Source organism: Sphingomonas aliaeris, assembly GCF_016743815.1.
Taxonomy (GTDB): Bacteria; Pseudomonadota; Alphaproteobacteria; order Sphingomonadales; family Sphingomonadaceae; genus Sphingomonas; species Sphingomonas aliaeris.
In genome coordinates this window covers 224,726-247,551 of record NZ_CP061035.1, presented here as the reverse complement: position 1 = coordinate 247,551, position 22,826 = coordinate 224,726, and the positions used below count along the sequence as shown (strand labels likewise).

20 protein-coding genes and 3 pseudogenes are annotated in these 22,826 nt (G+C 65.7%); 17 read left to right on the top strand and 6 right to left on the bottom strand.

Going from position 1 to position 22,826, the window contains the following annotated elements; genetic code table 11:
* Positions 1 to 75 precede the first annotated feature (75 nt).
* From lgt to H5J25_RS00990, 8 genes are all read left to right on the top strand, one after another.
* A complete protein-coding gene (gene lgt, locus H5J25_RS01025; RefSeq protein ID WP_202095854.1) occupies positions 76 to 957 on the top strand; it encodes a prolipoprotein diacylglyceryl transferase in 882 nt (293 codons plus the stop codon).
* 132 nt (positions 958 to 1,089) lie between these two features.
* A complete protein-coding gene (locus H5J25_RS01020; RefSeq protein ID WP_202093924.1) occupies positions 1,090 to 2,193 on the top strand; it encodes a class I SAM-dependent methyltransferase in 1,104 nt (367 codons plus the stop codon).
* The gene (locus H5J25_RS01015) at positions 2,190 to 2,699 is read left to right on the top strand and encodes a GNAT family N-acetyltransferase (RefSeq protein WP_202093923.1); all 510 of its coding nucleotides are present in this window, start codon (positions 2,190 to 2,192) and stop codon (positions 2,697 to 2,699) included. Before H5J25_RS01020 ends, H5J25_RS01015 begins: the two co-directional genes overlap by 4 nt.
* Positions 2,696 to 3,469, top strand: coding sequence for a peptidoglycan editing factor PgeF (gene pgeF, locus H5J25_RS01010; RefSeq protein ID WP_202093922.1), 774 nt, complete (start codon positions 2,696 to 2,698; stop codon positions 3,467 to 3,469). Before H5J25_RS01015 ends, pgeF begins: the two co-directional genes overlap by 4 nt.
* Before the next feature lie 179 nt (positions 3,470 to 3,648).
* Positions 3,649 to 4,980 (top strand): cystathionine gamma-synthase family protein, encoded by a 1,332-nt coding sequence (locus H5J25_RS01005; protein ID WP_202093921.1) that lies wholly within the window; start codon positions 3,649 to 3,651, stop codon positions 4,978 to 4,980.
* Between the two features lie 102 nt (positions 4,981 to 5,082).
* Complete coding sequence (locus H5J25_RS01000; protein ID WP_225883258.1) at positions 5,083 to 5,469, top strand: DUF2147 domain-containing protein; 387 nt, start codon at positions 5,083 to 5,085, stop codon at positions 5,467 to 5,469.
* A 359-nt stretch (positions 5,470 to 5,828) separates the two neighbouring features.
* Positions 5,829 to 6,842, top strand: coding sequence for an adenosine deaminase (locus tag H5J25_RS00995; RefSeq protein WP_202093920.1), 1,014 nt, complete (start codon positions 5,829 to 5,831; stop codon positions 6,840 to 6,842).
* Positions 6,839 to 7,354: a phosphoribosyltransferase gene (locus H5J25_RS00990; RefSeq protein ID WP_202093919.1), complete on the top strand. Its 516-nt coding sequence runs from the start codon at positions 6,839 to 6,841 to the stop codon at positions 7,352 to 7,354. Before H5J25_RS00995 ends, H5J25_RS00990 begins: the two co-directional genes overlap by 4 nt.
* A gap of 15 nt (positions 7,355 to 7,369) precedes the next feature.
* Here H5J25_RS00990 and murA read toward each other — a convergent pair.
* A pseudogene (murA, locus tag H5J25_RS00985) lies at positions 7,370 to 8,652 on the bottom strand (UDP-N-acetylglucosamine 1-carboxyvinyltransferase).
* A gap of 178 nt (positions 8,653 to 8,830) precedes the next feature.
* Here murA and H5J25_RS00980 point away from each other — a divergent pair.
* From H5J25_RS00980 to H5J25_RS00970, 3 genes are all read left to right on the top strand, one after another.
* The gene (locus tag H5J25_RS00980) at positions 8,831 to 9,529 is read left to right on the top strand and encodes a Crp/Fnr family transcriptional regulator (RefSeq protein ID WP_202093918.1); all 699 of its coding nucleotides are present in this window, start codon (positions 8,831 to 8,833) and stop codon (positions 9,527 to 9,529) included.
* A 332-nt stretch (positions 9,530 to 9,861) separates the two neighbouring features.
* On the top strand, positions 9,862 to 10,590 hold the full coding sequence (locus H5J25_RS00975) for a head GIN domain-containing protein (RefSeq protein ID WP_202093916.1): 729 nt from the start codon (positions 9,862 to 9,864) through the stop codon (positions 10,588 to 10,590).
* A 52-nt stretch (positions 10,591 to 10,642) separates the two neighbouring features.
* Entirely contained in the window at positions 10,643 to 11,377 is a 735-nt protein-coding gene (locus H5J25_RS00970) for a GIN domain-containing protein (RefSeq protein ID WP_202093914.1), read from the top strand.
* A gap of 254 nt (positions 11,378 to 11,631) precedes the next feature.
* Here the strand turns inward: H5J25_RS00970 and H5J25_RS00965 are convergent, their stop codons facing one another.
* Both H5J25_RS00965 and mgtE read right to left on the bottom strand, forming a co-directional pair.
* Positions 11,632 to 12,036 carry a DUF1489 family protein gene (locus H5J25_RS00965; protein WP_202093912.1) on the bottom strand — a complete coding sequence of 135 codons (405 nt, stop codon included), beginning with the start codon at positions 12,034 to 12,036 and terminating at the stop codon, positions 11,632 to 11,634.
* Positions 12,037 to 12,070: 34 nt separating this feature from the next.
* On the bottom strand, positions 12,071 to 13,486 hold the full coding sequence (gene mgtE, locus H5J25_RS00960) for a magnesium transporter (protein WP_202093910.1): 1,416 nt from the start codon (positions 13,484 to 13,486) through the stop codon (positions 12,071 to 12,073).
* A 164-nt stretch (positions 13,487 to 13,650) separates the two neighbouring features.
* On the opposite strand from mgtE, the gene H5J25_RS00955 reads away from it, so the two are divergent.
* The 3 genes and pseudogenes from H5J25_RS00955 to H5J25_RS21475 form a co-directional block, all read left to right on the top strand.
* Positions 13,651 to 14,106 carry a peptidylprolyl isomerase gene (locus tag H5J25_RS00955; RefSeq protein ID WP_202093909.1) on the top strand — a complete coding sequence of 152 codons (456 nt, stop codon included), beginning with the start codon at positions 13,651 to 13,653 and terminating at the stop codon, positions 14,104 to 14,106.
* Between the two features lie 146 nt (positions 14,107 to 14,252).
* Positions 14,253 to 15,446: pseudogene (locus H5J25_RS20420) on the top strand (PQQ-dependent sugar dehydrogenase); the annotation flags it as partial.
* A 204-nt stretch (positions 15,447 to 15,650) separates the two neighbouring features.
* Positions 15,651 to 15,758, top strand: a pseudogene (locus H5J25_RS21475) (PEPxxWA-CTERM sorting domain-containing protein); the annotation flags it as partial.
* Between the two features lie 18 nt (positions 15,759 to 15,776).
* Here the strand turns inward: H5J25_RS21475 and H5J25_RS00945 are convergent.
* Positions 15,777 to 16,667 (bottom strand): LysR substrate-binding domain-containing protein, encoded by an 891-nt coding sequence (locus H5J25_RS00945; RefSeq protein ID WP_202093908.1) that lies wholly within the window; start codon positions 16,665 to 16,667, stop codon positions 15,777 to 15,779.
* 370 nt (positions 16,668 to 17,037) lie between these two features.
* Here H5J25_RS00945 and H5J25_RS00940 point away from each other — a divergent pair, with 370 nt between their 5' ends.
* Together H5J25_RS00940 and rarD are read left to right on the top strand one after the other, a co-directional pair.
* Positions 17,038 to 19,332, top strand: a complete 2,295-nt coding sequence (locus tag H5J25_RS00940; RefSeq protein ID WP_202093907.1) for a CDC48 family AAA ATPase — start codon at positions 17,038 to 17,040, stop codon at positions 19,330 to 19,332.
* Between the two features lie 186 nt (positions 19,333 to 19,518).
* Positions 19,519 to 20,394, top strand: a complete 876-nt coding sequence (gene rarD, locus H5J25_RS00935; protein WP_202093906.1) for an EamA family transporter RarD — start codon at positions 19,519 to 19,521, stop codon at positions 20,392 to 20,394.
* A 13-nt stretch (positions 20,395 to 20,407) separates the two neighbouring features.
* On the opposite strand, the gene H5J25_RS00930 is transcribed toward rarD, so the two are convergent.
* Both H5J25_RS00930 and H5J25_RS00925 read right to left on the bottom strand, forming a co-directional pair.
* Positions 20,408 to 21,706, bottom strand: a complete 1,299-nt coding sequence (locus tag H5J25_RS00930) for an MFS transporter (RefSeq protein WP_202093905.1) — start codon at positions 21,704 to 21,706, stop codon at positions 20,408 to 20,410.
* Entirely contained in the window at positions 21,703 to 22,053 is a 351-nt protein-coding gene (locus H5J25_RS00925) for an antibiotic biosynthesis monooxygenase family protein (protein ID WP_202093903.1), read from the bottom strand. Before H5J25_RS00925 ends, H5J25_RS00930 begins: the two co-directional genes overlap by 4 nt.
* Positions 22,054 to 22,202: 149 nt before the next feature.
* Between H5J25_RS00925 and H5J25_RS00920 the strand changes: the two genes are divergently transcribed.
* Positions 22,203 to 22,826 (top strand): class I SAM-dependent methyltransferase, encoded by a 624-nt coding sequence (locus H5J25_RS00920; protein ID WP_202093902.1) that lies wholly within the window; start codon positions 22,203 to 22,205, stop codon positions 22,824 to 22,826.

Sequence of the window (22,826 nt, the reverse complement as noted above, 5' to 3'; positions counted from 1 at the left end):
TCTCCGCTTGGTCTTGTCGCCAGCCCCCCTTATGGAGACGACAAAGCCCGGGGAAAAGCCTTGATCCTGACCAGCATGTTAGCCGCCGCAACCGCCGCCCCGATCGCGGGAACCCCGCACATCCGGTTCAGCGATCTCGGGCTGGATCCGGTCGCGATCAATCTCGGCTTCTTCCAGATCAAATGGTATTCGCTCGCCTATATCGCGGGCATCCTGAGCGGCTGGTGGTATTTGCTGAAACTGCTCGCGCAGCCTGGCGCACCGATGGCGCGTCGGCATGCCGACGACCTCGTCTTCTACGCCACCCTCGGCATCATCCTCGGCGGGCGGATCGGCTACGTCCTGTTCTACGCGCCCGACATGCTGCTCAGTCCGTGGCAGGTGTTCAAGCTGTGGGACGGCGGCATGTCGTTCCACGGCGGTGTCATCGGCACGTCGCTCGCGCTGATCCTGTTCGCGCGCGCCAACAAGCTCAACTGGTTGCGGATCCACGATTACGTCGCCTGTGTCGTGCCGTTGGGCCTGCTGTTCGGGCGGCTGGCGAACTTCGTCAACGGCGAACTCTGGGGCAAGCCTAGCAATGTCGCCTGGGCGATCATATTCCCGCGCACCGGCGACGACGTCGCGCGCCACCCGAGCCAATTGTACGAAGCGGGGCTGGAAGGCATCGCATTGTTCGCGATCCTGTGGTTCGCCTTCTGGAAGACCAAGGCCCGCTACGCGCCCGGCCGCCTCGTCGGGCTGTTCGTACTCGGCTACGGCGTCGCGCGCTTCATCGTCGAATTCTTCCGCGAACCCGACGCGCAGTTCGCGGGCACCTTCATCCAGGCGAGCGGACTGCATATGGGCCAGTGGCTGTGCGTCCCAATGATCCTGGGCGGCGCATACCTCGTCGCGACCTCTGCCGGTCGCCGCCAAAGGGTCGAACCGATCGCCGGCAGCGAGAGCGTGGCGTAACCACCCCTCCCTTCTCCTCCCTCCCGCTTGCGGGAGGAACCTCTTCTTACTCCCCTCCCGCTTGCGGGAGGAACCTCTTCTTACTCCCCTCCCGCTTGCGGGAGGGGCTGGGGGAGGGCATGTGCACCCCCGATGACCGACCCAGATTCCTTTCCGGCCGCCCCTCCCCCGACCCCTCCCGCAAGCGGGAGGGGAGCAGCAGAACCATCCCTCCCCGAGCGCCTGTCGCGGGCGATCACGCTGACCGGGCCGATCTCGATCGCGCATTACATGGCGGCGGCGAACGGCCAATATTACGCGACGCGCGATCCGCTGGGCGCAGGCGGCGACTTCACCACCTCGCCCGAGATCAGCCAGATGTTCGGCGAACTGATCGGCCTGTGGTGCGCGGACCTGTGGGATCGTGCCGGGCGGCCGGACGTCGCATGGGTCGAACTCGGCCCCGGCCGCGGGACGCTCGCCGCCGATGCGATCCGCGCGATGGCCAGGGCCGGGCTGACCCCGCCGGTGCATCTGGTCGAAAACTCGCCCACGCTGCGCGCGGCGCAGGCCGAACGCGTCGCCGCCCCGCACTGGCACGACGCGATCGATACGCTGCCGACCGATCGCCCGCTGATCGTCATCGCCAACGAATTCTTCGACGCTCTGCCGATCCGGCAACTGGTCCGCACCGGCAGCGGCTGGCACGAACGGCTCGTCGCCTGCCAGGACACGCTGTTCCTGCCCGTCGCGGGAAAGCCCGTCCCCGACACCGTCCTGCCCGAGGCGTTGCGCGACGCGCCACCCGGATCGATCGTCGAGACCTCCCCCGCCAGCGTCGGGCTGATGCGCGATCTCGCCGCCCGGATCGCGGAACAGGGCGGCGCGATGCTGGTCATCGACTATGGCTATGAAGGTCCCGCGATCGGCGACACGTTGCAGGCGATGCGCGCGCACGCCTTCGTCAATCCGTTCGAGGCCCCGGGCGAGCACGATCTGACTGCGCATGTCGATTTCGCCACCTTGCTCGCCGCCGCGATCACCGCCGGCACGCGCGGGCACGGCCCCGCGGATCAGGGTGCGCTGCTCGAACGGCTCGGGATCGCCGCGCGCGCCGCCGCGCTCGCCAAGGCCGCGCCAGACCGCGCCGCCGCCATCGCCGCCGACCGCACGCGCCTGGTCGAGACGATGGGCACATTGTTCAAGGCCATCGCGATCACCGCGCCCGACTGGCCCTTGCCGGAAGGATTCGCATGATCACCTATCGCGACGCACGCACGATCGACGGGCCCGCGCTCTCCGTCATGGCGCGGCGCAGTTTCACCGAGACGTTCGGCACGCTGTACCCGCCGTCCGATCTCGACGCCTTCCTGGACGAGGCGTTCGGCCCGAACGGCCTGCCATCGCAACTGTCCGATCCGGATTTCACGATCCGCCTCGCGCTGGACGACGACCGGATCATCGGCTTCGTGAAGATGGGTCCGGTCACCTTCCCCGGCGAATGGCGCCCCGACGCGATCGAACTCTACCAGTTCTACGTGCTCGCCCCGTGGCAGGGACAGGGCGTCGCGCAGGAATTGATGGCCTGGGCGCTGGAACACAGCCGCAACCACGGCGCGAAGGAAGTGATCCTGAGCGTCTATGTCGACAATCACCGCGCGCACCGCTTCTACGAACGCTACGGCTTTCGCGATATCGGGCGAATCGCGTTCCGCGTCGGCGAGACGGTCGATGACGACAATCTGATGCGGCTCGTCCTGTGAGCGGCCCCGACCCCGTCGAGATTATCCGCGCCCGCACGCTGGACGGCGTGGCGCACGGCTTTCTCGGGCGGCGCGGCGGCGTGTCGACGGGCCTGTATGCCGGGCTGAACGTCGGCATCGGATCGGAGGACGATCCGCACGCCGTAAGCGAGAACCGCACCCGCGCGGTCGCCGCGGTCCTGCCCGGCGCTCGATTGCTGACCCCCTATCAGATCCATTCCGCCGACGCCGTCACCGTGCTTGCCCCCTATGAGGAAAGCCTGCGTCCACGCGCCGACGCGCTGGTGACGGACCGTCCCGGCCTCGCGATCGGCATTATCACCGCGGATTGCGCGCCCGTGCTGTTCGCCGATGTGCAGGCGGGCGTCGTCGGCGCGGCGCATGCGGGATGGAAAGGCGCGATCGGCGGCGTCACCGATTCAACGATCGCCGCGATGGAGGCGTTGGGCGCGCGCCGCAACCGCATCGCCGCCGCGATCGGACCGACGATCGCGCGCGCCAGCTACGAAGTGGACGACGCGTTCGCGCGACGATTCGAGGAAGCGGACCTCGCCAACGAACGCTTCTTCGCCCCCGGAAAGCCCGGCCACCACCAGTTCGATCTGGAGGCCTATGTCGTCCACCGCCTCGCCGCCGCGGGCCTGACGCGGATCGAGGCGCTCGGCCTCGATACCTATGCCGATGCCGATCGCTTTTTCAGCTTCCGCCGCGCGACTCATGCCGGCGAGCCGGGCTATGGCCGCCAGATCGCGATCATCGGCATAGCCTGACGCCTGATCCTCCCCGGAACGGGGAGGGGGACCGCCCGGCTCCTTCAGCCGGGTGGTGGAGGGGGCTCTCCGCGCGCAACCCGCTCTCGGATCGCCCCCTCCCCGTCCCGAAGCGGATAGTATAGAACGATACTATATCGTCGCGACGAGACGACGAATCCCCTTCAGGAGTTACCCAGATGCCGACCCCTCCCAAGCCGACTGAAGACGATCTCACCGGCGTCGCCGCCCGCGCCAAGCCGAAGGCCTCGATCGAGAAGATCGGCGATCGCAAGCTGAAGCCGTCGACGATGATGATGGGCCACGGCTACGATCCGATGCTGTCGGAAGGTTCGCTCAAGCCCCCGATCTTCGCCACCTCGACCTACGTCTTTCCCAATGCGGCGGCGGGCAAGCGCCATTTCGAAGGCGTCACCGGCAAGCGCCCCGGCGGGTCCGAAGGCCTGGTCTATTCGCGCTTCAACGGCCCGAATCAGGAAATTCTGGAAGACCGGCTGGGCGTCTGGGAAGAGGCGGACGACGCGCTCGTCTTCTCCTCCGGCATGTCGGCGATCGCCACGCTGTTCCTGTCGATGGTCAAGCCCGGCGATACGATCGTCCATTCCGGCCCGCTTTATGCCGCCACAGAAACGCTGATCGGCCGCATCCTCGGCAAGTTCGGCGTCAAATGGCTCGATTTCCCTGCCGGCGCGACCCGCGAGGAAATCGATGCGGTGCTGAAGACCGCATCGGACGGCGGCAGTGTCGCGTTGATCTATCTCGAAAGCCCGGCCAATCCGACCAATGCGCTGGTCGATATCCAGGCCGTCGCCGCCAGCCGCGACGCGACCTTCACCGGCGATACCAAGCCGCCGATCGCGATCGACAACACTTTCCTCGGCCCGTTATGGCTGCAACCGCTGAAGCACGGCGCCGACATCGTCGTCTATTCGCTGACCAAATATGCCGGCGGGCATAGCGATCTCGTTGCGGGCGGCGTGCTCGGATCGAAGGAGCATATCAACACGATCCGCCTGATGCGGAACACGATCGGCACGATCTGCGATCCCAACACCGCATGGATGCTGATGCGCAGCCTCGAAACGCTGGAATTGCGCATGAGCCGCGCGGGCGAGAATGCGGTCAAGGTCTGCCAGTTCCTTCGCTCGCATCCCAAGGTCGAACGCGTCGGCTATCTCGGCTTCCTCGCGGATTCGCCGGGTATGGAGCGGCAGGCGGATATCTACGCACGCCATTGCACCGGCGCCGGCTCCACCTTCTCGCTGATCGTCAAGGGCGGCGAGACGGAGGCGTTCGCGTTTCTCGACGCGCTCAAGATCGCCAAACTCGCCGTATCGCTCGGCGGCACCGAGACTTTGGCATCGCATCCCGCGGCCATGACGCACCTGTCCGTGCCGGAAGAGCGAAAGCAGGCGCTGGGCATCAGCGACAACCTCGTCCGCATCTCGATCGGGGTCGAGGATGCCGACGATCTGATCGCCGATTTCGGGCAGGCGCTGGACGCGATCTGACCGGTCGTCGTGCGGAAGGGGAAATCCCTTCCGCACGATGCGGTTAATCCGCCGCTCAGGCGTTCCGGTTCAATACAGGCCATTGATACTGGAGCACGAACGATGCGGCACCCGATGATAGCGGCCCTCGCCGCACTGGCGATGATCCCCGCCGCGGCGAATGCGGCCCCGCCCAAGGGCGTGTGGACCAACCCCAAGAAGAACGTCCGCGTCACCTTTCAGCGCTGCGGCGACGCGATGTGCGGCAAGGTCATCTGGGCCTCGCCCGAGGCGCAGGAAAAGGCCGGTTCGCCTTTGGTCGGCACGATGCTGTTCGAGGATTTCGTCGAGGAAGGCCCCGGCGAATGGAGCGGCAGCGTCTTCGTCCCCGATATCGGCCAGAGCGTCTCCGGCACGATCCGCCAGATGGACGCGAACACGCTGGTAGGCGAAGGCTGCGTGATCGCCGGCCTGGGCTGCAAGAGCCAGACCTGGACGCGATTGCGCTGAGCGACTCAGCGGGGGCGAGGTTTGGCGCTCGTCCTCACGCGCCGTTCGCCCCCCCCCTTCCCATGAGGTCGGGTCCCCTCCACCGTTTGTCCTGAGCGTGTCGAAGGGCGGGCAGCCCAGGACGAGTGCTTCGACAGGCTCAGCACGAACGGGGCTTTTCAACGTCATCGCTCTCTAGCCCCCCTTCCCCGTTCGTTTCGAGCGAAGTCGAGAAACAGGCCCCAAGCGCACGCCTCCCGTTTCTCGACTTCGCTCGAAACGAACGGAGGGTGAGAGGAACGGGCACCTCACCCCCCCGAACAGCCAGCCAATCACCCTCCGCGCTTGCCCCGCACGCCCAACCCCGCAATGATGCGCGCATGACCGAAACCGATTTCATCGCGGGCCTGCCCAAGGCCGAACTCCACCTGCACATCGAGGGGAGCCTGGAGCCCGAGCTGATGTTCGCGCTGGCGAAACGCAACGATGTGGCGATCCCCTTCGCGAGCGTGGAGGAGGTTCGCGCCGCATACAGTTTCTCGCGGCTGCAGGATTTCCTCGACATCTATTATGCCGGGGCGGACGTGTTGCGCACCACGCAGGATTTCCACGACCTCGCGATCGCCTATTTCGACCGTGCGGCGGCGGACGGCGTCGTCCATGCCGAGATCATGTTCGATCCGCAGACGCACACCGCGCGCGGCATCCCCTTCGGCACCGTGATCGAGGGGCTGCTGTCCGGCATGGCCGAGGCGGAAGCGAAGCATGGCATGACTTCGAAGCTGATCATGTCCTTCCTCCGCCATCTAGACGAGGACGACGCCTTCGCCACGCTAGAGGCCGCGAAGCCGTGGCTGGACCGGATCGATGCGGTCGGGCTGGATTCGTCCGAACTCGGCCATCCGCCCGAAAAGTTCGCCCGCGTCTTCGCCGAGGCGCGCGCGCTTGGGCTGCGGCTGGTCGCGCATGCGGGAGAGGAAGGGCCGCCGGAATATGTCTATCAGGCGCTGGACCTGCTTGGCATCGACCGGCTGGACCACGGCAATCGCAGCCTCGAGGATCCCGTCCTGACCGCGCGGCTCGCGCGCACGTCGATGACGCTGACGGTCTGCCCGCTGTCCAACCTGAAGCTGTGCGTGGTGGACGACATGGCCGATCATCCGATCGACCGGATGCTGCGCGAAGGGCTGCGCGCGACGCTCAATTCCGACGATCCGGCCTATTTCGGCGGCTATATCGCGGACAATTACCGCGCCGCCGCCGCCGCACGCGGGCTCGACCGCGACGATCTGGCATTGCTCGCGCGCAACTCGTTCCTCGGCAGCTTCCTGCCCGACGACGCGGTCGCGGCGCATCTCGCCAAACTCGACGCCTATGTGGAGCAGGCCGCATGACGATCTTCACCCCGATCCCGCAGGACGAGTTCGTCGCCGCGATCCACACGATCGCCGGCATGCTCGCGGCGGATGCGTGGAAGCCCGACTTCATCATCGGCGTCGGTCGCGGCGGCCTCGCCCCCGCCGTCTTCCTCAGCCACGCCACCGGCCTGCCGATGCTGTCGGTGGATTATTCCAGCCAGGTGAAGGACTTCGCCGACGAACCGCTGACCAAACTCGCCAAGCGCACGCAGACCGGTGAGCGCCTGTTGTTCCTCGACGACATCAACGATTCCGGCCGTACGATCGCCCATCTGCGCGCCAAGCTGGCCGAGGGCGGCGCGGTCGACGGCAGCATCCGGTTCGCGACGCTGATCGACAATGTCAGCTCCGCCCAGACCGTCGACTACCGCGCCCGCACGATCGACCGCCGCGAGACGAAGGACTGGTTCATCTTCCCCTGGGAAGCCGTCGCCCCCGCCGCCGCGATCGAGGACGATGCCGCCGCGGTGCCGGAACGGATCGCCTGACCCCCGGGGACCGCCTCAGCCGTCCCCGACGCGCTCGATATCCGCGCCCACCGCGCTCAGTTTCTCCTCCAGCCGTTCATAGCCGCGGTCGAGGTGATAGACGCGGCCGACCTCGGTCTGCCCGTCCGCCACCAGCCCGGCGATGATCAGGCTCATCGACGCGCGCAGGTCGGTCGCCATCACCGGCGCGCCGGTCAGCCCGGCCACCCCCGGACGATCGCGGTCCGCCCGCTGACCTGGATATCCGCCCCCATCCGCGCCAGTTCGGGCACGTGCATGTAGCGGTTCTCGAAGATCGTCTCGGTCAGCACGCTCGCGCCGTCCGCCTTGGTCAGCATCGCCATGAACTGCGCCTGCATGTCGGTCGCGAAGCCGGGATAGGGCGCGGTCGACAGCGTCAGCGGCGCAAGCCGGTCGGGCGCATCGACGAACAGGCTCCCGCCGCGTTCCTCCACCGTCACGCCTGCCGCGATCAGCGCGGAGACCGTCGCACGATTGTCGGCCAGCCCCACGCCAACCAGCTCCACCGACCCGCCGGTGATCGCCGCCGCACAGGCATAGCTGCCCGCCTCGATCCGGTCGGGCATCACCGCATAGGTCGCGCCGTGCAGCCGGTCGACGCCCTCGATCGTCAGCGTTTCCGTCCCGATCCCGTCGATCCGCGCGCCCATCGCGACGAGGCAGTTGCACAAATCGACGATCTCCGGCTCGCGCGCGGCATTCTCGATCACGGACGTGCCCTTGGCGAGCGTCGCGGCCATCACGACATTCTCCGTCGCGCCGACCGACACGATCGGGAACGTATAGCGTCCGCCCGCCAGCCGCCCGCCCGGGGCGGTCGCCTTGACATAGCCTGCCGCCAGCTCGATCTCCGCGCCGATCGCCTCCAGCGCCTTCAGATGCAGGTCGATCGGGCGATTGCCGATCGCGCAGCCGCCGGGCAGCGACACCGTCGCCTCGCCCGCGCGCCCGACCAGCGGCCCCAGCACGAGGATCGACGCCCGCATCTTGCGCACGATGTCGTACGGTGCCTCGGTCGAGGTCAGCTTGCCCGCACGGATCGTCATCACGCGGCCGAAATCCTCCGGCCGGCTGCCCTCGATCTGCGTCGATGCGCCAAGCTGGTTGAGCAGATGCCCGAAGCTGTCGACATCGGCGAGGCGCGGCAGGTTGCGCAGCGTCAGCGGCTCGTCGGTCAGCAGCGCGCACGGCATCAGCGTCAGCGCCGCATTCTTCGCGCCGGAGATCGGCAGGCGGCCGGAAAGGCGGTTGCCGCCACGAATGAGAATTCTGTCCATACGGCGCAGCTTTATCGCGTGTGCGGGGCCACGCAAGTGCGCGGCGGCTCAGCTGGCCGTATGCCCGATAGGGGTTGATCGACTTTAATGCAGCGATTCCCGTGCGATGCTCTTGAAGAGGTCGATCAGGGGGACGTACCGAGTGGCTGGCAGTTGTTTTGCGGCGCGTTTGAGCGCCATGGCGGCGCTTACTTCGTCCGAGCACTTTGCTCTGGGCCGGCTCGAGGATCGGGAACGCTCGCTTCGCCGCGGTGGCACGCTGGTCCGCGAAAACGATCGCGCGGGCGAGATGTTCGTGCTGCGCAAGGGCATCATGATGACCTCCGTCCTGCTCGATGACGGCAGCCGCCAGATCCTGCGTTTCATGTTCCCGGGCGACATGCTCGCCGTGTCGAACCTCGTCTATCGCGAGGCACCGGAGACGATCACTGCGCTGACCGATTGCATCGTCTCCCCGTTCGAACGATCGGCGCTCGCGCGCCTGATGAACGAACATCCGCGCCTGTCCGCGCTGATCCTGGTCTATAACCAGATCGAACGCGCGGCGCTGACGGACCGGCTGGCCGCACTCGGACGCACCTCGGCAAAGGCCCGCGTCGCGGCGGTACTGCTGGAAATGCGCAATCGCCTGCGCATGACGGATGCCAGTCTCGGCGAAAGCTTCGTGCTGGGCCTGACGCAGGAGGAGATCGGCGACGCCACCGGCCTGACCGCAGTCCACGTCAACCGCATGCTCCGTCAGTTGGAGGACGAGAAACTGATCGCGCGCGAAGGCGGCCGTATCTCCTTCACCGACGAACGCGCACTCTCCCGCGCGGCCAATTATGTCGATCGCTATGCGGGTCTCGACCTGAGCTGGCTGCCCGACGCGGTTTAGGCGCGCCTGCATAGAGCTTTCGGGTGCGTCCTGCCGAGCCCCCGTCATTCCCAAGCGCCTATTCCGTCACTCCCGCCCCCTCCCCGTCATTCCCGCGAAGGCGGGAATCCATACTGGCTGACGTCCGTGATCAACCACAAACGCCGGCAACTATAGATTCCCGCCTTCGCGGGAATGACGAGGGGAGGCGTACGTCGTCCTTCGCGGGAATGACGAGCGTGGGGCGTACCTCGCCCGCCCCCTCGCGAACGACGAAAGCGAAGGAAACACCCGACCCGCTTGCACACCCCCGACGCGTGTGTTATTCAAACAACACACATTGGGAGAGTATCATGCGCCTTGCCATCCTCGCGGCCCTGCCGCTCGCCGCCTGCTCGATAGCGTCGGACGGCCATGATTCCTCACCCGGCGTCCCCGGTACGGGCAGCGGCACGACGCGCACCTATGCCGTGTCGGATTTCACCGGCGTGGATCTGCGCGGATCCGACGATGTCGATGTCCGCGTCGGCACCGGCTTCTCGGTCCGCGCCGAAGGCCCATCGGACGAACTCGACAAGCTGAAGATCGAGCGCAAGGGCGAAGCGCTTCAGGTCGGCCGGGTCGACAGCAAGGGGCTGGGCTGGATCTCGAACAGCAAGGCGAAGGTGAAGATCTACGTCACGATGCCGCGCGTCGCCTCGGCCAACATCCTGGGGTCGGGTAGCATGGCGATCGACCGGGTCGAGGGGCAGCAATTCGATGCCAATACGGCGGGATCGGGCGACCTATCCGTCGCGGCAATGAGCGTGGATCGGGGCGAATTCGATATCGCCGGGTCGGGCGGGATGACGCTGAACGGCACTGTACGCGACCTGACCGTCAACATTGCGGGGTCCGGCGACATCAACGGCGGGCTGAAATCGTCGCAAGCCGAAGTCTCGATCGCCGGATCGGGCAGCGTGAAGGCTGCGGTCGACGGCCCGGCCAAGGTGTCGATCGTCGGATCCGGCGACGCGGACTTGGGCAAAAGCGCGAAATGTTCGGTGTCGAAGATCGGATCCGGGTCGGCCAGTTGCGGCTGATCCGCGACCGTACGATCTTGTAACCGGCGGGGAATCGGAGGATGCCGATGGCATGATCCGATTCCCGCTCGCTTTTGCCGCATCGTTGCCCGCCCTGCTCGTCGCCTCGCCTGCGCTGGCGGCGGATCGCACCTATTCGGTCGGCAGCTTCGACCGCATCCGCATCGACGGCCCGTTCAGGGTCGAACTCACGGTGGGAAAATCGCCCGGCGCGACCGCACAGGGCGACACGCGCAACACCGACCGGCTGAACATCCGCGTCGAAGGCGATACGCTGATCGTCAGCGCCAGCAGCACTGCGTGGCAGGAACAGGCCAATACCGCCAGTTCCAACCGCAGCCCCGCCGCCACGATCATCCGCGCCTCCACTCCCCGCCTGCGCAGCGCGACCGTCTATGGCGGCGGGCAATTGTCGATCGCCGGCCCGATGCGCGCGCAACGCGTCGACCTGTCCGTCCGCGGCACCGGATCGCTCGACGTCCGCGCCATCGATGCGGACCAGTTGATCGCCGACGTGAGCGGGCCGGGCACGATGACCCTCGCCGGCAAGGCCGCCAAGGCGCGTATCAGCGGCAACGGCCCGACGCGTATCTTGGCGGAAAAGCTCGTCGCCAACGACCTGTCGATCCGCACCGACGGAAACGGCGAAACCATCGCGCGCGCACGCTTCACGACGACCGTCAACGCCGCCGGCGTCGGTGCCGTCACCGTCTACGGCAAGCCCACCTGCATCGTGAACAAGAACGTCCAGGGGCCGGTAAGCTGCGGAGAATTGCTCGTCCCGTAATAGCGCGGGACCGAACCGCCCGCCCGCACCCAAACCGCTCCTGCCGAGCCTGTCGAAGCGTCCGCCCTCAAAAACCGTTCGTGCTGAGCCTGTCGAAGCACCTGCCCACAAAGCCCGTTGGTGCCGAGCCTGTCGAAGCACACGCCCTCAAAACCGTTCGTGCTGAGCCTGTCGAAGCGCCTACCCACAAAACCCGTTCGTGCTGAGCCTGTCGAAGCACCTGTCCCATACTGCGGACACGCACCGGACCCAGATCAGATCAGCGCCAGCGCCGAAAGCTTCCCGATCAACGCCGCCGGCATCGCGGCGTCCAGTTCCGCGCCCTCGCCCAAATCGGCCGGCGCATCCGCCGCCTCCAGATACCGCCACCCCTGATGTGCACGCTTCGGCCGCCCGGCGACCAGGATCAGGCGCGGATCCAGCAGGATCGACACCCGCCCGCCATCCGCCTCGCCGAACCCGACGATCGGGGATCGCGCGACGAGTTGGTGCTTCAGGATCCAGAACAGCGAACCCTGCCCGCCAATCTCTTCGTGCCGCTTGGGCAGGTACCGCGTCGTCAGTTCATAGGGCGGCAGGCCCTCGCGATCGCGCCAGCGCGCGACGAAACTTTCCAGGCTATCAACGCCGAACGCCACTTTGGTCAGATGCAAGGCCACGCCCCCATGTGGGCCGCGGCGCGCTGCGATCAAGTCAGCCGCCAAGCCCCGCCAGCGTCGCGAGCCCCAGAAACGAGAAAAATCCCATGCAATCCGTCATCATCGTGACGAACACGGCGGACGATACGGCGGGATCGACGCCGGAGCGTTCCAGCGTGATCGGCACCAGCACCCCGGCCAGCCCGGCGACGAGATTGTTCGTCAGGATCGCCGCGCCGAACACCAAACTCAGCGTCGGATTGCCGTAGATCAGGATCGTACCCAATCCGATCAGCGTGCCGAGCACAATGCCGTTGGTTGCCGCGATGCGGAACTCGCGCCCGATCATCCGCACCGTGTTCGAACTGGTCAGCTGGTTCGTGGCCAGCGCGCGGACGACGACGGCCAGCGTCTGCGTCCCGGCATTGCCGCCCATGCCCGATACGATGCCCATCAATGCGGACAGCAAAGCGAATTTGGCGATCGTGCCCTCGAACATGCCGACCACCGACGCGGCCAGCATCGCCGTGCCCAGGTTGACGACCAGCCATACCAGCCGGGTGCGCACCGTCAGGCCGATCGGTTCGTTGATGTCGCCGTCGCCGGCACCGGCAAGACGCAGCGTATCCTCGCCCGCTTCTTCGGAAATGATGTGGACGATGTCGTCGACCGTGATCATCCCCACCAGCCGCCCGCCGGTATCGGTCACCGCGGCGGAAATCAGCGCGTATTTCTGGAACCGGAGCGCGACTTCCTCCTGATCCATGTCGACCGGGATCAGCGTCTGTTCGCGCTTCATCACGTCGGCGATCGAAACGGTCCGCGGCGTGCGCAAAATCCACGACAACTGGCACGTGCCGACCGGCTTGTGCGCGGGATCGACGACGAATATCTCCCAGAAATCGGTCGTCAGTTCCTCATGCCCGCGCAGATAGTCGATCGCGTCGCCGACGGTCCAATGTTCCGGCACCGCGATCAGTTCGCGCTGCATCAGGCGTCCGGCCGATTCCTCGGGGTAGGACAAGGCCTCCTCGATCGCGGCGCGATCGTCCGGGTCCAGCGCGCGCAACACCTCGCGCTGGTCCTCGGGCTCCATGTCCTCGATGATCGCGACCGCGTCGTCCGTATCCAGTTCGGACGCGATGTCGGCGACTTCGTGCGGCTCCAGCGCGTCGATCAGGTCCTCGCGGACATAATCGTTCATCTCGGCGAACACGTCGCCGTCCAGCAGGTCGGTGATCGCCTTGGCGAGCGCAGCGCGCATCTCGTTCGGCGTCAGTTCGAACAGATCGGCGATGTCGGCGGGGTGCAGCGGCTCGACCAAAGCGCGCGCCGCCTCGTCGTCGCCCGCCTCGACCGCGTCGAGCACGTTGCGAACGAATTCGGGCTTCAGCCGGTCGTCGCGGTCCAGTTGGCTGCCCTGTTCGGCGGCATCGTCTTCCGCCTCGGGGATCAGGTCGACCTCGCTCATCTTCGACCTCCTTCACGCCGTGCACCGCCCCCTACCGCACGCGGTCGCATCCGTCATCCCCGACGATGCCGGGGCGATGTTTGCCGCCCTCTGCCCTCCCCCTCGCATTGCAACTCGGCGGGTGCATCGCTACCTGCCGGGCACAGCAATTCCAGGAGAGCCCGATGGCCGATACTTTCGAAACCCTGACCCTGACGCTCGATACCGGCGAAGTGAAGATCAAGCTGCGCCCCGATCTGGCGCCCGAACATGTCGCCCGCATCGGCGAACTCGCCAATGACGGTTTCTATGACGGCGTGGTCTTCCACCGCGTGATCGACGGCTTCATGGCGCAGGGCGGCGATCCTACGGGCACCGGCATGCACGGCTCCGACAAGCCGAACCTCAAGGCCGAATTCTCCAAGGAGCCGCACGTTCGCGGCGTCGCCTCGATGGCCCGCGCGCAGAGCCCGAATTCGGCCAACAGCCAGTTCTTCATCTGCCTCGACGATGCGCGCTTCCTGGACGGACAATATACCGTTTGGGGCGAAGTAACGGACGGGATGGACGCGGTGGACGCCCTTCCGAAGGGCGAGCCGCCCCGCACGCCGGGCAAGATCGTCAAAGCAAAAGCCGAGTAATTTCAAACCCCTCCCGCGAAACGGGAGGGGTTTTTCTTTGTCTTTGGACGAATATCCTTAAATAGATCAACAGTAAGTTGCAGACCACATTGACTCCTCGCCGGGCGTCCAACTATTCCCGTTGAACAGGGAATTGGGGGGCGTTCATGATCAGATACTTGGGTGCGGCGCTATGCGTCGCTGCGGCAACTTCGCCAACTTCCGCCGCCATCGTCATAAACCCCGTCCCCACCCCGATCGCGCCCGGCAAAACGGTCCGTCTCGATTTCTTCACCCGCGCGCCCGTCAGCAGGTTTCCCGTTACCGACGGCTTCTACACGCGCATCCAGTCGCTTCAGTCGTCACCCGGTGTTAGCGGCCGCAAATTCATCACCGATACGCGCGGCCTGATCAGCGTGGTCGGACCGGACGGCATTTCGCGTCCCTGGCTCGACATCAAGTCCGTCCTGCCCGGTTTCAGCAACGTCACGAACACATCGCAGACCGGGCTGATGAGCCTCGCATTCCACCCGAATTTCGCGGGCGATAAGAACCAGCCCGGCTACGGCGTGTTCTACACGGTCGATACCAGCACACCGACCGGCACCGCGACATTGTCGGGCAAGGGCGCGGCGATCGATCACGACAATGTGATCCACGAATTCCGCGTCACCGATCCCACCGCGGCGATCCCGACCGTCCAACCCGCCCGCGAAGTGTTGCGCGTCGGTCAGCCGCTCAGTGATCACGGCGCGGGCACGATCGCCTTCAACCCGTCCGCAACCCCCGATTCTCCGGATTACGGCAAGCTGTACATCGGCTTCGGCGACGGCGGCGGGATCGGCGATCCCTATGCCAACGCACAGGACCAGCGCAGTCCGTTCGGCAAGATCCTGCGCATCGACCCTGCGCGGGGAGCGAACGGCGAGGCGTATACGATCCCTTCGGACAACCCCAATGCCGGATCCACGACCGCGCTGGGCGAGGTCTGGGCTTCCGGGCTTCGCAATCCTCAGCATTTCAGCTGGGACAAGAATACTGGCCAGATGCTCATTTCCGACATCGGCCAGTCGCAGCTCGAGGAAGTGAATGTCGGCAAGGCCGGGGCGAATTACGGCTGGCCCCTGCGCGAGGGCACGTTCGCGCGCGGCGCCAACTGGTGGGACGGGAATGTCTATGACACGCCCGCAAATCCCGGGACCTTCGCCGATCCGGTCGCGCAATTCGACCATGAGGAGATCGTACGTAGCGGCCAGTTCAACGGAGTCGCGGTCAGCGGCGCGTTTGCCTATGCCGGCAGCGCGATCCCCGAACTTAACGGGATGGTCGTCCTGTCCGAACTCGTATCCGGGCGGCTTTTCTACTACGATCCGCGTGAAACGATCGGCCTTTCCACCGCCACTCTGTACGAGCTGGGCCTGAACTTCGAAGGTTCCGATACGACGTTGTTCGACCTTGCGGGCAACCCTTATGCCCGCGGACGCGTCGACCTTCGGCTCGGGACCGATACGGCCGGCGAACTATACCTGCTGACCAAGTTCAACGGCGACATATTCCGCCTGAGCTCGCTTGGCGCTGTGCCGGAACCGGCAACTTGGGCGATGATGATTCTGGGCTTCGGTGCCGTGGGCGGGGCGATGCGCCGCCGTCGCCTCAAGGTCAGCTACGCCTGAGAGATGTCGGCTGGGGCGTCAAACCCCCGGATCGGTGACGGCTTCGATCAACCAGTCGTGGAAGAGCCTGACCGGCTTCTGCGTCAGTGCGCGCGGACGGCACACGAACCAATAGCTGTACGGGCTTTCCACCGCGATATCGAACAGCTGAACCAGCCGGTCATCGCGCGCATCCTCGAAATGGCTTTCGTGCATGAAGGCAACGCCAAGGCCCTGCGCCGCCGCCTCCAGCATCAACTGCCCCGAATCGAAATGATCGATCGCCAGCGGTTCCATATCTCGTAAGCCGGCCGCGCGCCGCCACGCGCTGAACGTATCCGGCATCTCGCGGTGGACGAGCGCGGTCAATCCGCCCAACTGGTCGGGCCGGGTGATCGGGTTCGGTCCCTCCACCAATGCTCTCGACCCAATCACATAGACCAGATTGCGGTCCAGCCGTCGTGCGTACAGCGTCGGATCGATCTCCCGCGCGAGCGCGATCACCGCGTCCAGCCCGTCGCCGAGGCGCGATACGCCGTGTGCCGCCGTATCGATATCCAGATGCAGTTCCGGATGTTTGGCCCGAAGCTCGCCGAGTTTGGGAAACAGCCGTTGCGAGGCGAAGAGCGGCAGGATGCCAAGCCGCAGCCGCAGCACGTCCGCTCCGCTGGTCATCGTCTCGACCGCATCGGACAGGCTATCGATCGCCGGCGCGATTTGCGCGAGCAGGCGCTCGCCATCCATGTTGAGCACAACCGCCTGGTGTCGCCGTTCGAACAGCGGCTTGCCTATGAACCGCTCCAGCGCCTGCACGCGCCGGCTGAGCGCAGGGGGAGACAGCGCCAGTTCCTGCGCAGCGGCTTTGATCGATCCAAGGCGCGCGACCTGCACGAACGCCTCGATCGCGGTCAATGGCGGCAATCTACGCATCGACCCTCCGATCGTTCAGCCTCGAATATGGTGCGCTGCACCCGGCAGGCGAAACGCCCAAGCGACCAGGTCACCATCGTCTATGCCCTGACGCACTTTCGCCAATGCGTGCGTTAATTGCAACCGTGACAATTCTTTTCGCACTTGCACAACAAACCGGTGAGCGGCAAAAGGATCGGGCCTTTCAGGCATCCTCTCCTAAAACTTTCAAAGCCAGCCTTTCGGGGCTGGCTCTTTTTTGCGTTTTTCAGTAGCCTGGATCAAGTCCAGCATTGAAACGGGCATCCCCGTCGCTCGCTTTCTCGTATTCCGGGAACCGGCTTCCTATCTCGCACGCTGACTGATCGAACGGTCGTGTTTGAGAGAGATAATGGCTGATAGCGAAACCCCCGTCCGTAAATTGCAGGTTGCGAACGCCCGCCCCGAAGACAGCGGACGCGGTCTGGCGCATGTTCCACGATCGCTGATGGTGGCGCTTGGCATGACCGAGGGCGACGTGATCGAGATCGTCGGCAAGTCGTCGACGCCCGCACGCGCGGTCGCGCCCTATCCGGAAGACGAGGGCCTGGACCTTTTGCGGATCGACGGGTTGCAGCGCGCCAATGCGGGCGTCGGTTCGGGTGATTTCGTCGAGGTTCGCAAGGTGGAATCGAAGCCGGCGACGCGTATCGTGTTCGCGCCGGCGCAGCAGAATCTTCGCCTGCAAGGCTCGTCCCAGGCATTGAAGCGCACCTTCTTCGGTCGCCCCGTCACGCAGGGCGATGTCGTTGCGACCGCGGGACAGCAGCGGGTCGACAACATGCCGCCGGGCGTTCAGCAGTTTCTCCGCGCGCCCGCTTATGCATTGCAGGAAATCCGTCTCGCGGTGATCGCCACCACGCCGAAGGGCGTGGTTCATGTCGACGAGAATACCGAGATCGAACTTCGCCCCGAATATGAGGAGCCGAAGGAAGCGCGTCGCGCCGACGTGACGTATGACGATATCGGCGGCATGGCCGGTACGATCGACCAGCTGCGCGAGATGGTCGAACTGCCGCTGCGCTATCCCGAACTGTTCCAGCGCCTTGGCGTCGATCCGCCAAAGGGTGTTCTGCTCTACGGCCCACCCGGTACCGGCAAGACGCGGCTCGCCCGCGCAGTCGCAAACGAATCCGCCGCGGAATTCTTCCTGATCAACGGCCCCGAGATCATGGGATCGGCGTATGGAGAATCCGAACAGCGGCTGCGTCAGGTGTTCGAGGAAGCCGAAAAGGCGTCGCCGTCGATCGTCTTCATCGACGAAATCGACTCGATCGCTCCGAAGCGCGGACAGGTTTCCGGCGAGGCGGAAAAGCGTCTGGTTGCGCAATTGCTGACGCTGATGGACGGGCTGGAGGCGCGCGCCAATGTCGTGGTGATCGCCGCGACCAACCGCCCCGAGGCGATCGACGAGGCGTTGCGGCGTCCCGGCCGGTTCGATCGCGAGATCGTCGTGGGGGTGCCCGACGAGCGCGGCCGGCGCGAAATCCTCGGCATCCACACGCGCGGTATGCCACTTGGCGATCGGGTCGATCTCGATGAACTGGCATCGACGACCTACGGCTTCGTCGGGGCCGATCTCGCGGCGCTTGCCCGCGAGGCGGCGATCGAGGCCGTGCGCAAGATCATGCCGAAGCTGAACCTGTCCGAAGGCACGATCCCACCCGAAGTGCTCGACGAACTGGCGGTCACGCGCGAGGATTTTCTCGACGCGTTGAAGCGCGTCCAGCCGAGCGCGATGCGCGAGGTGATGGTCGAGGCACCGAAAGTCCGCTGGGAGGATGTCGGCGGGCTCGACACCGCGCAGATGCGGCTGAAGGAAGGCGTCGAACTGCCGCTGAGGGATCCCGACGCGTTCCGCCGGCTGGGCATTCGTCCGGCCAAGGGGTTCCTGCTCTACGGCCCGCCCGGCACCGGCAAGACCCTGCTCGCCAAGGCGGTCGCGCGCGAGGCTCAGGCGAACTTCATCGCGACCAAGTCGAGCGACCTGCTCAGCAAATGGTATGGCGAGAGCGAACAGCAGATCGCGCGCCTGTTCAGCCGTGCGCGTCAGGTCGCGCCGTGTGTCCTGTTCATCGACGAACTCGACTCGCTCGTCCCGACGCGGGGCAGCGGCATGGGCGAGCCACAGGTCACCGAACGCGTCGTCAACACTATCCTGGCCGAGATGGACGGGCTGGAGGAGCTGCAATCCGTCGTCGTCATCGGCGCGACCAACCGGCCGAACCTGATCGATCCCGCATTGCTCCGTCCGGGCCGTTTCGACGAACTCATCTATGTCGGCCTGCCCGATACGGACGGTCGTCGGCGCATCCTGAACATCCAGACGGCGAAGATGCCGCTCGCACCGGATGTCGATCTCGCCGTCCTGGCGGGGCGGACGGATCGCTTCACGGGCGCCGATCTGGAGGATCTCGTCCGCCGTGCCGGTCTCGTCGCATTACGGTCCTCGCTTGCCGTGTCGCATGTGACGATGGCGCATTTCGAGGAAGCCCTGACCGACTCCCGCGCCTCCGTCACGCCGGACATGGAGCGCGACTATGCGCAGATCGCGGCGCAGCTGAAGCAGGACGCATCCGCCCTGCAACCTTTGGGGTTCATCTCGCCCGGCCAGTTGCGGCCGCACGGCCCGAAGGGCACGGACTGACACCGCGCGGCTCCCTTAACGCGAAAGGGGGCCGCACCTCAGACGTCGGGGGCATTCCCGAAAGTCGCGACCGACCTCAACAAGCATTCCTCGTCCACAGGTCGTCACGGTCCGATGAACCTTCGGCATGAATGACGAAGAACAGCCGCGGGTTGATCTCGGACCGTCTTGCTTTAGCGCGGCGGGATGAACAGCAAGATCAATCCCGGCATCCTCTACGGCGTCGCCGCCTACGCGATGTGGGGCCTGCTTCCCATCTTCCTGAAGCTGTTGAAGCCGCTGCCCGCGCCGGACATTCTCGCGCATCGCATTCTTTGGTCGCTCGTCCTTCTGGTCGTGTTGGCGATCGTGTTCCGCCACGGTGCGGCGGTGCGGCGGATCGTCACCACGCCGCGGCTGATGCTGGCCCTCGCTGCGACGGCGACGCTGATTGCGATCAACTGGCTCTGCTACATCATCGCTGTGAATAGCGGGCATATCGCACAGGCGAGCCTGGGCTATTTCATCAATCCGCTGGTCAACGTGCTGCTGGGAACGCTGATCCTGCGCGAACGGCTGGGCCGGATCGAGGGCGTCGCGGTTGCGCTGGCGGCGTGCGGCGTCGCGTTCCTGGCCTATGAGCAAGGCGGCGTGCCGATCATACCGTTGACGCTCGCTTTCTCGTTCGGTGCGTACGGCTTGATCCGTAAGGTCACGCCCGTCGATGCGCTGGACGGGCTGCTGATCGAAACCGCTATCCTGACCCCGCCATCGATCCTGTGGCTCGCGCTGGCCGGGACGTCGCTCGCCGCCGGCCCGCCCTTCGCCTTGCTGCCGATTGCGGGTGTCATCACGGCGATCCCGCTGATGCTGTTCGCCGCCGCGGCCAAGCGGGTGCGCTATAGCGACCTGGGGTTGCTGCAATACCTGGCCCCTACGCTGCAACTGATCCTGGCGGTGGCGGTGTTCGGCGAAGTACTGGCACCCGCGCAATGGGCAGCGTTCGTGCTGATCTGGGTATCGCTTGCCATTTATCTCGCTGGAGCGACGCTCGCTGCACGGCGCGCGACGGCGATCGCATAGCCGGTCGCCGCGTTCAAACGGCCTTCAACGTTTTCCAGCCGTAGAAGAAGACGATCACCAACGCCGCCGCCGCCACTAGATATGGCAGGGAATGCTGCGCCTCGTACAGCCCGACGCCGATCGACGGACCAAGCACGAAACTGGCGCCGTTGACCGACGTAACCTTGCCAGCGACCGACCCTTGCGCCTCTGGTCCCACCGCGAGCGACGATCCCGCGGTGAAGCCCGGACGCGTGAAGCCGAACCCGGCCGATGCCAAGGCGTAGGCCAGCGCGATACCGTATAGCGACGTCGCAATCCCGGTCAGCGCGCATCCGATCGCCGCGAGCACCAGCCCGACCAGCACCAGCCGCCGGGGATCCAGCTTTAGCACCGGGATCATGCCCCACTGCACCAGCAAGGCGGACCCCGCTCCCATCATCAGCACCAGCCCGGTCGGTTGCAGCGCCTCGATCGGGGCGACGTGCAGCCGGTCGATCACCAGGAAACCGACTGCCTGCCCCGTCATCGCCTGCGCGTGGCCCATGATCAGTCCCATGATCATCCAGCTGCGCACGCGCGGGTCGGTATAACCGACCGCCTCGCTTACCTCGTGCGTCGCCGCAGTGACGCTCGCACCAGACGACTGCCCCCCAACCGAGGGATAGGCGATCGCCGCGCCGTGTGTGCCGGGCTGCGGGACGAGGTCGTCCGGCAATACGCGGTGGACCGCGGCGAAGATGCACGCGCCGAAGATCGCTGCGAAGAAGGCGGGGCCCGCGAGCCCGATCTCGATCCCGCCGACATGGCCGAGCGTCATGTACGGCGCGATGGCTGGGCCCAGGATCGTGCCCAGCCCGAATGCCGAGCCGAGCAAGGTCAGTGCGCGAGTCCGTTCCTCCCGCGTCGTCCGCCCGGCGACCAGCGCCTGAACCGCGGGCGGCGCGGCGGACCCGAACGTGCCGTAGAGCAACCGGCCGAAGATGAACGCGACGAACGCCGTGACGCCGCCGATCCACCCGTTGATACCCGCCGTCAGTGCGATGCCGCACAACAGCAGCGACACGGTGAACCCGCCCAGCCCCAACAGGATCATCGCGCGCCGCCCATGCCGGTCGGACCGGTTCGCCCAGAACGGTGCGGATATCACCCACAACAAGGCGGAGACCGAAAATGCCGCGGCCACCGCGCTGTCAGGCACGTGGAGCGATCGGCCCAGCGCAGGCAGCACCGATTGCAGCGCGGTATTCCCCGCCGCGATCGTCAGCATCACGACGAACAGCAGGATGAAGTCGCGCTCGACCCCGCCGGCTGGCTTGAGCGCTGCCTTCATGTCCGGCTCCACCGATACGCCCGTTCGATTCGCGTCACGATCACCTCATACCTGTCATACCAGAGTGCCCGGCCCCGCTCGCGAATCACCGCATGCCCGGGATGATCGCGCCACGCGATCGCTGCCGCGTCATCGGCCCAGTAGCTGATGGTTATGCCGTGACCGTCGCCGTCCCGTGTCGAGACGATGCCCCGATAGCCCGGCTGCGAAGTGGCAAGGCGCTCCATCGCGTCCGCGGCGGCATGATAGCCGGCCTCGTCGCGGCCATTCCGCGAGGATCGGAAGATGACCGCGATCTCCCCGATCGCGTCCCCCTTCTGTGCATCCTGCCCCGTCTCATCCTGCATAATCGTCGCTTAAGCGTTTAGATGGCGTTCGCAAACCTAGGTGAGCCATGACGGTGCAACCCGAGCGCTTGAATGTTCGTTGCAAGTTTGCGACGGGTGCCGGGAGCATGTCGTCACGACGACGCGAACGATGAAGACAAGGATTGCCTGTGCCCGTTTCAACCGCTGCCGCACGGCGCGAACGCCGCCAGCTTCGACAGGCCGCCGGCATCCCTTCGCCTTTCGGTATGTTCCTGAAAGGGTTCCTGAAGCATCCGGTGATGGTTGGCGCGCTGGTCCCGTCGTCGCAGACGCTCGTCAACAAGATGCTCAGCCGCTGCGACTGGGCGAATACCAAAGTGTTCGTCGAATACGGGCCGGGCGTCGGCACCTATTGCCGCACGATCCTCGATAACCTGCCCGCCGATGCGACCTATATCGCGATCGACACCAATCCTGATTTCATCCGCTACTTGCGGCACGAGATCGTCGACCCGCGCTTCTCCGCCGTACTGGGTTCCGCCGCCGACGTGATCCAGATCGTCGCCGACCACGGGCATGAAAAGGCCGACTACGTCTTGTCCGGCTTGCCTTTCTCTACGCTGCCAGCCGGGGTCGGCGATGCGATCGGACAGGCTACGGCGGACGTGCTGCGGTCTGGCGGTGCCTTCCTCGTCTATCAATATTCGCCCAAATGCCGCGATTTCATCGAACCCTATATCCCCCGCATCGACCATGCGATGGAATGGTGGAACGTTCCCCCCGCGCAGCTCTATTGGGCGTGGAAAGAATAA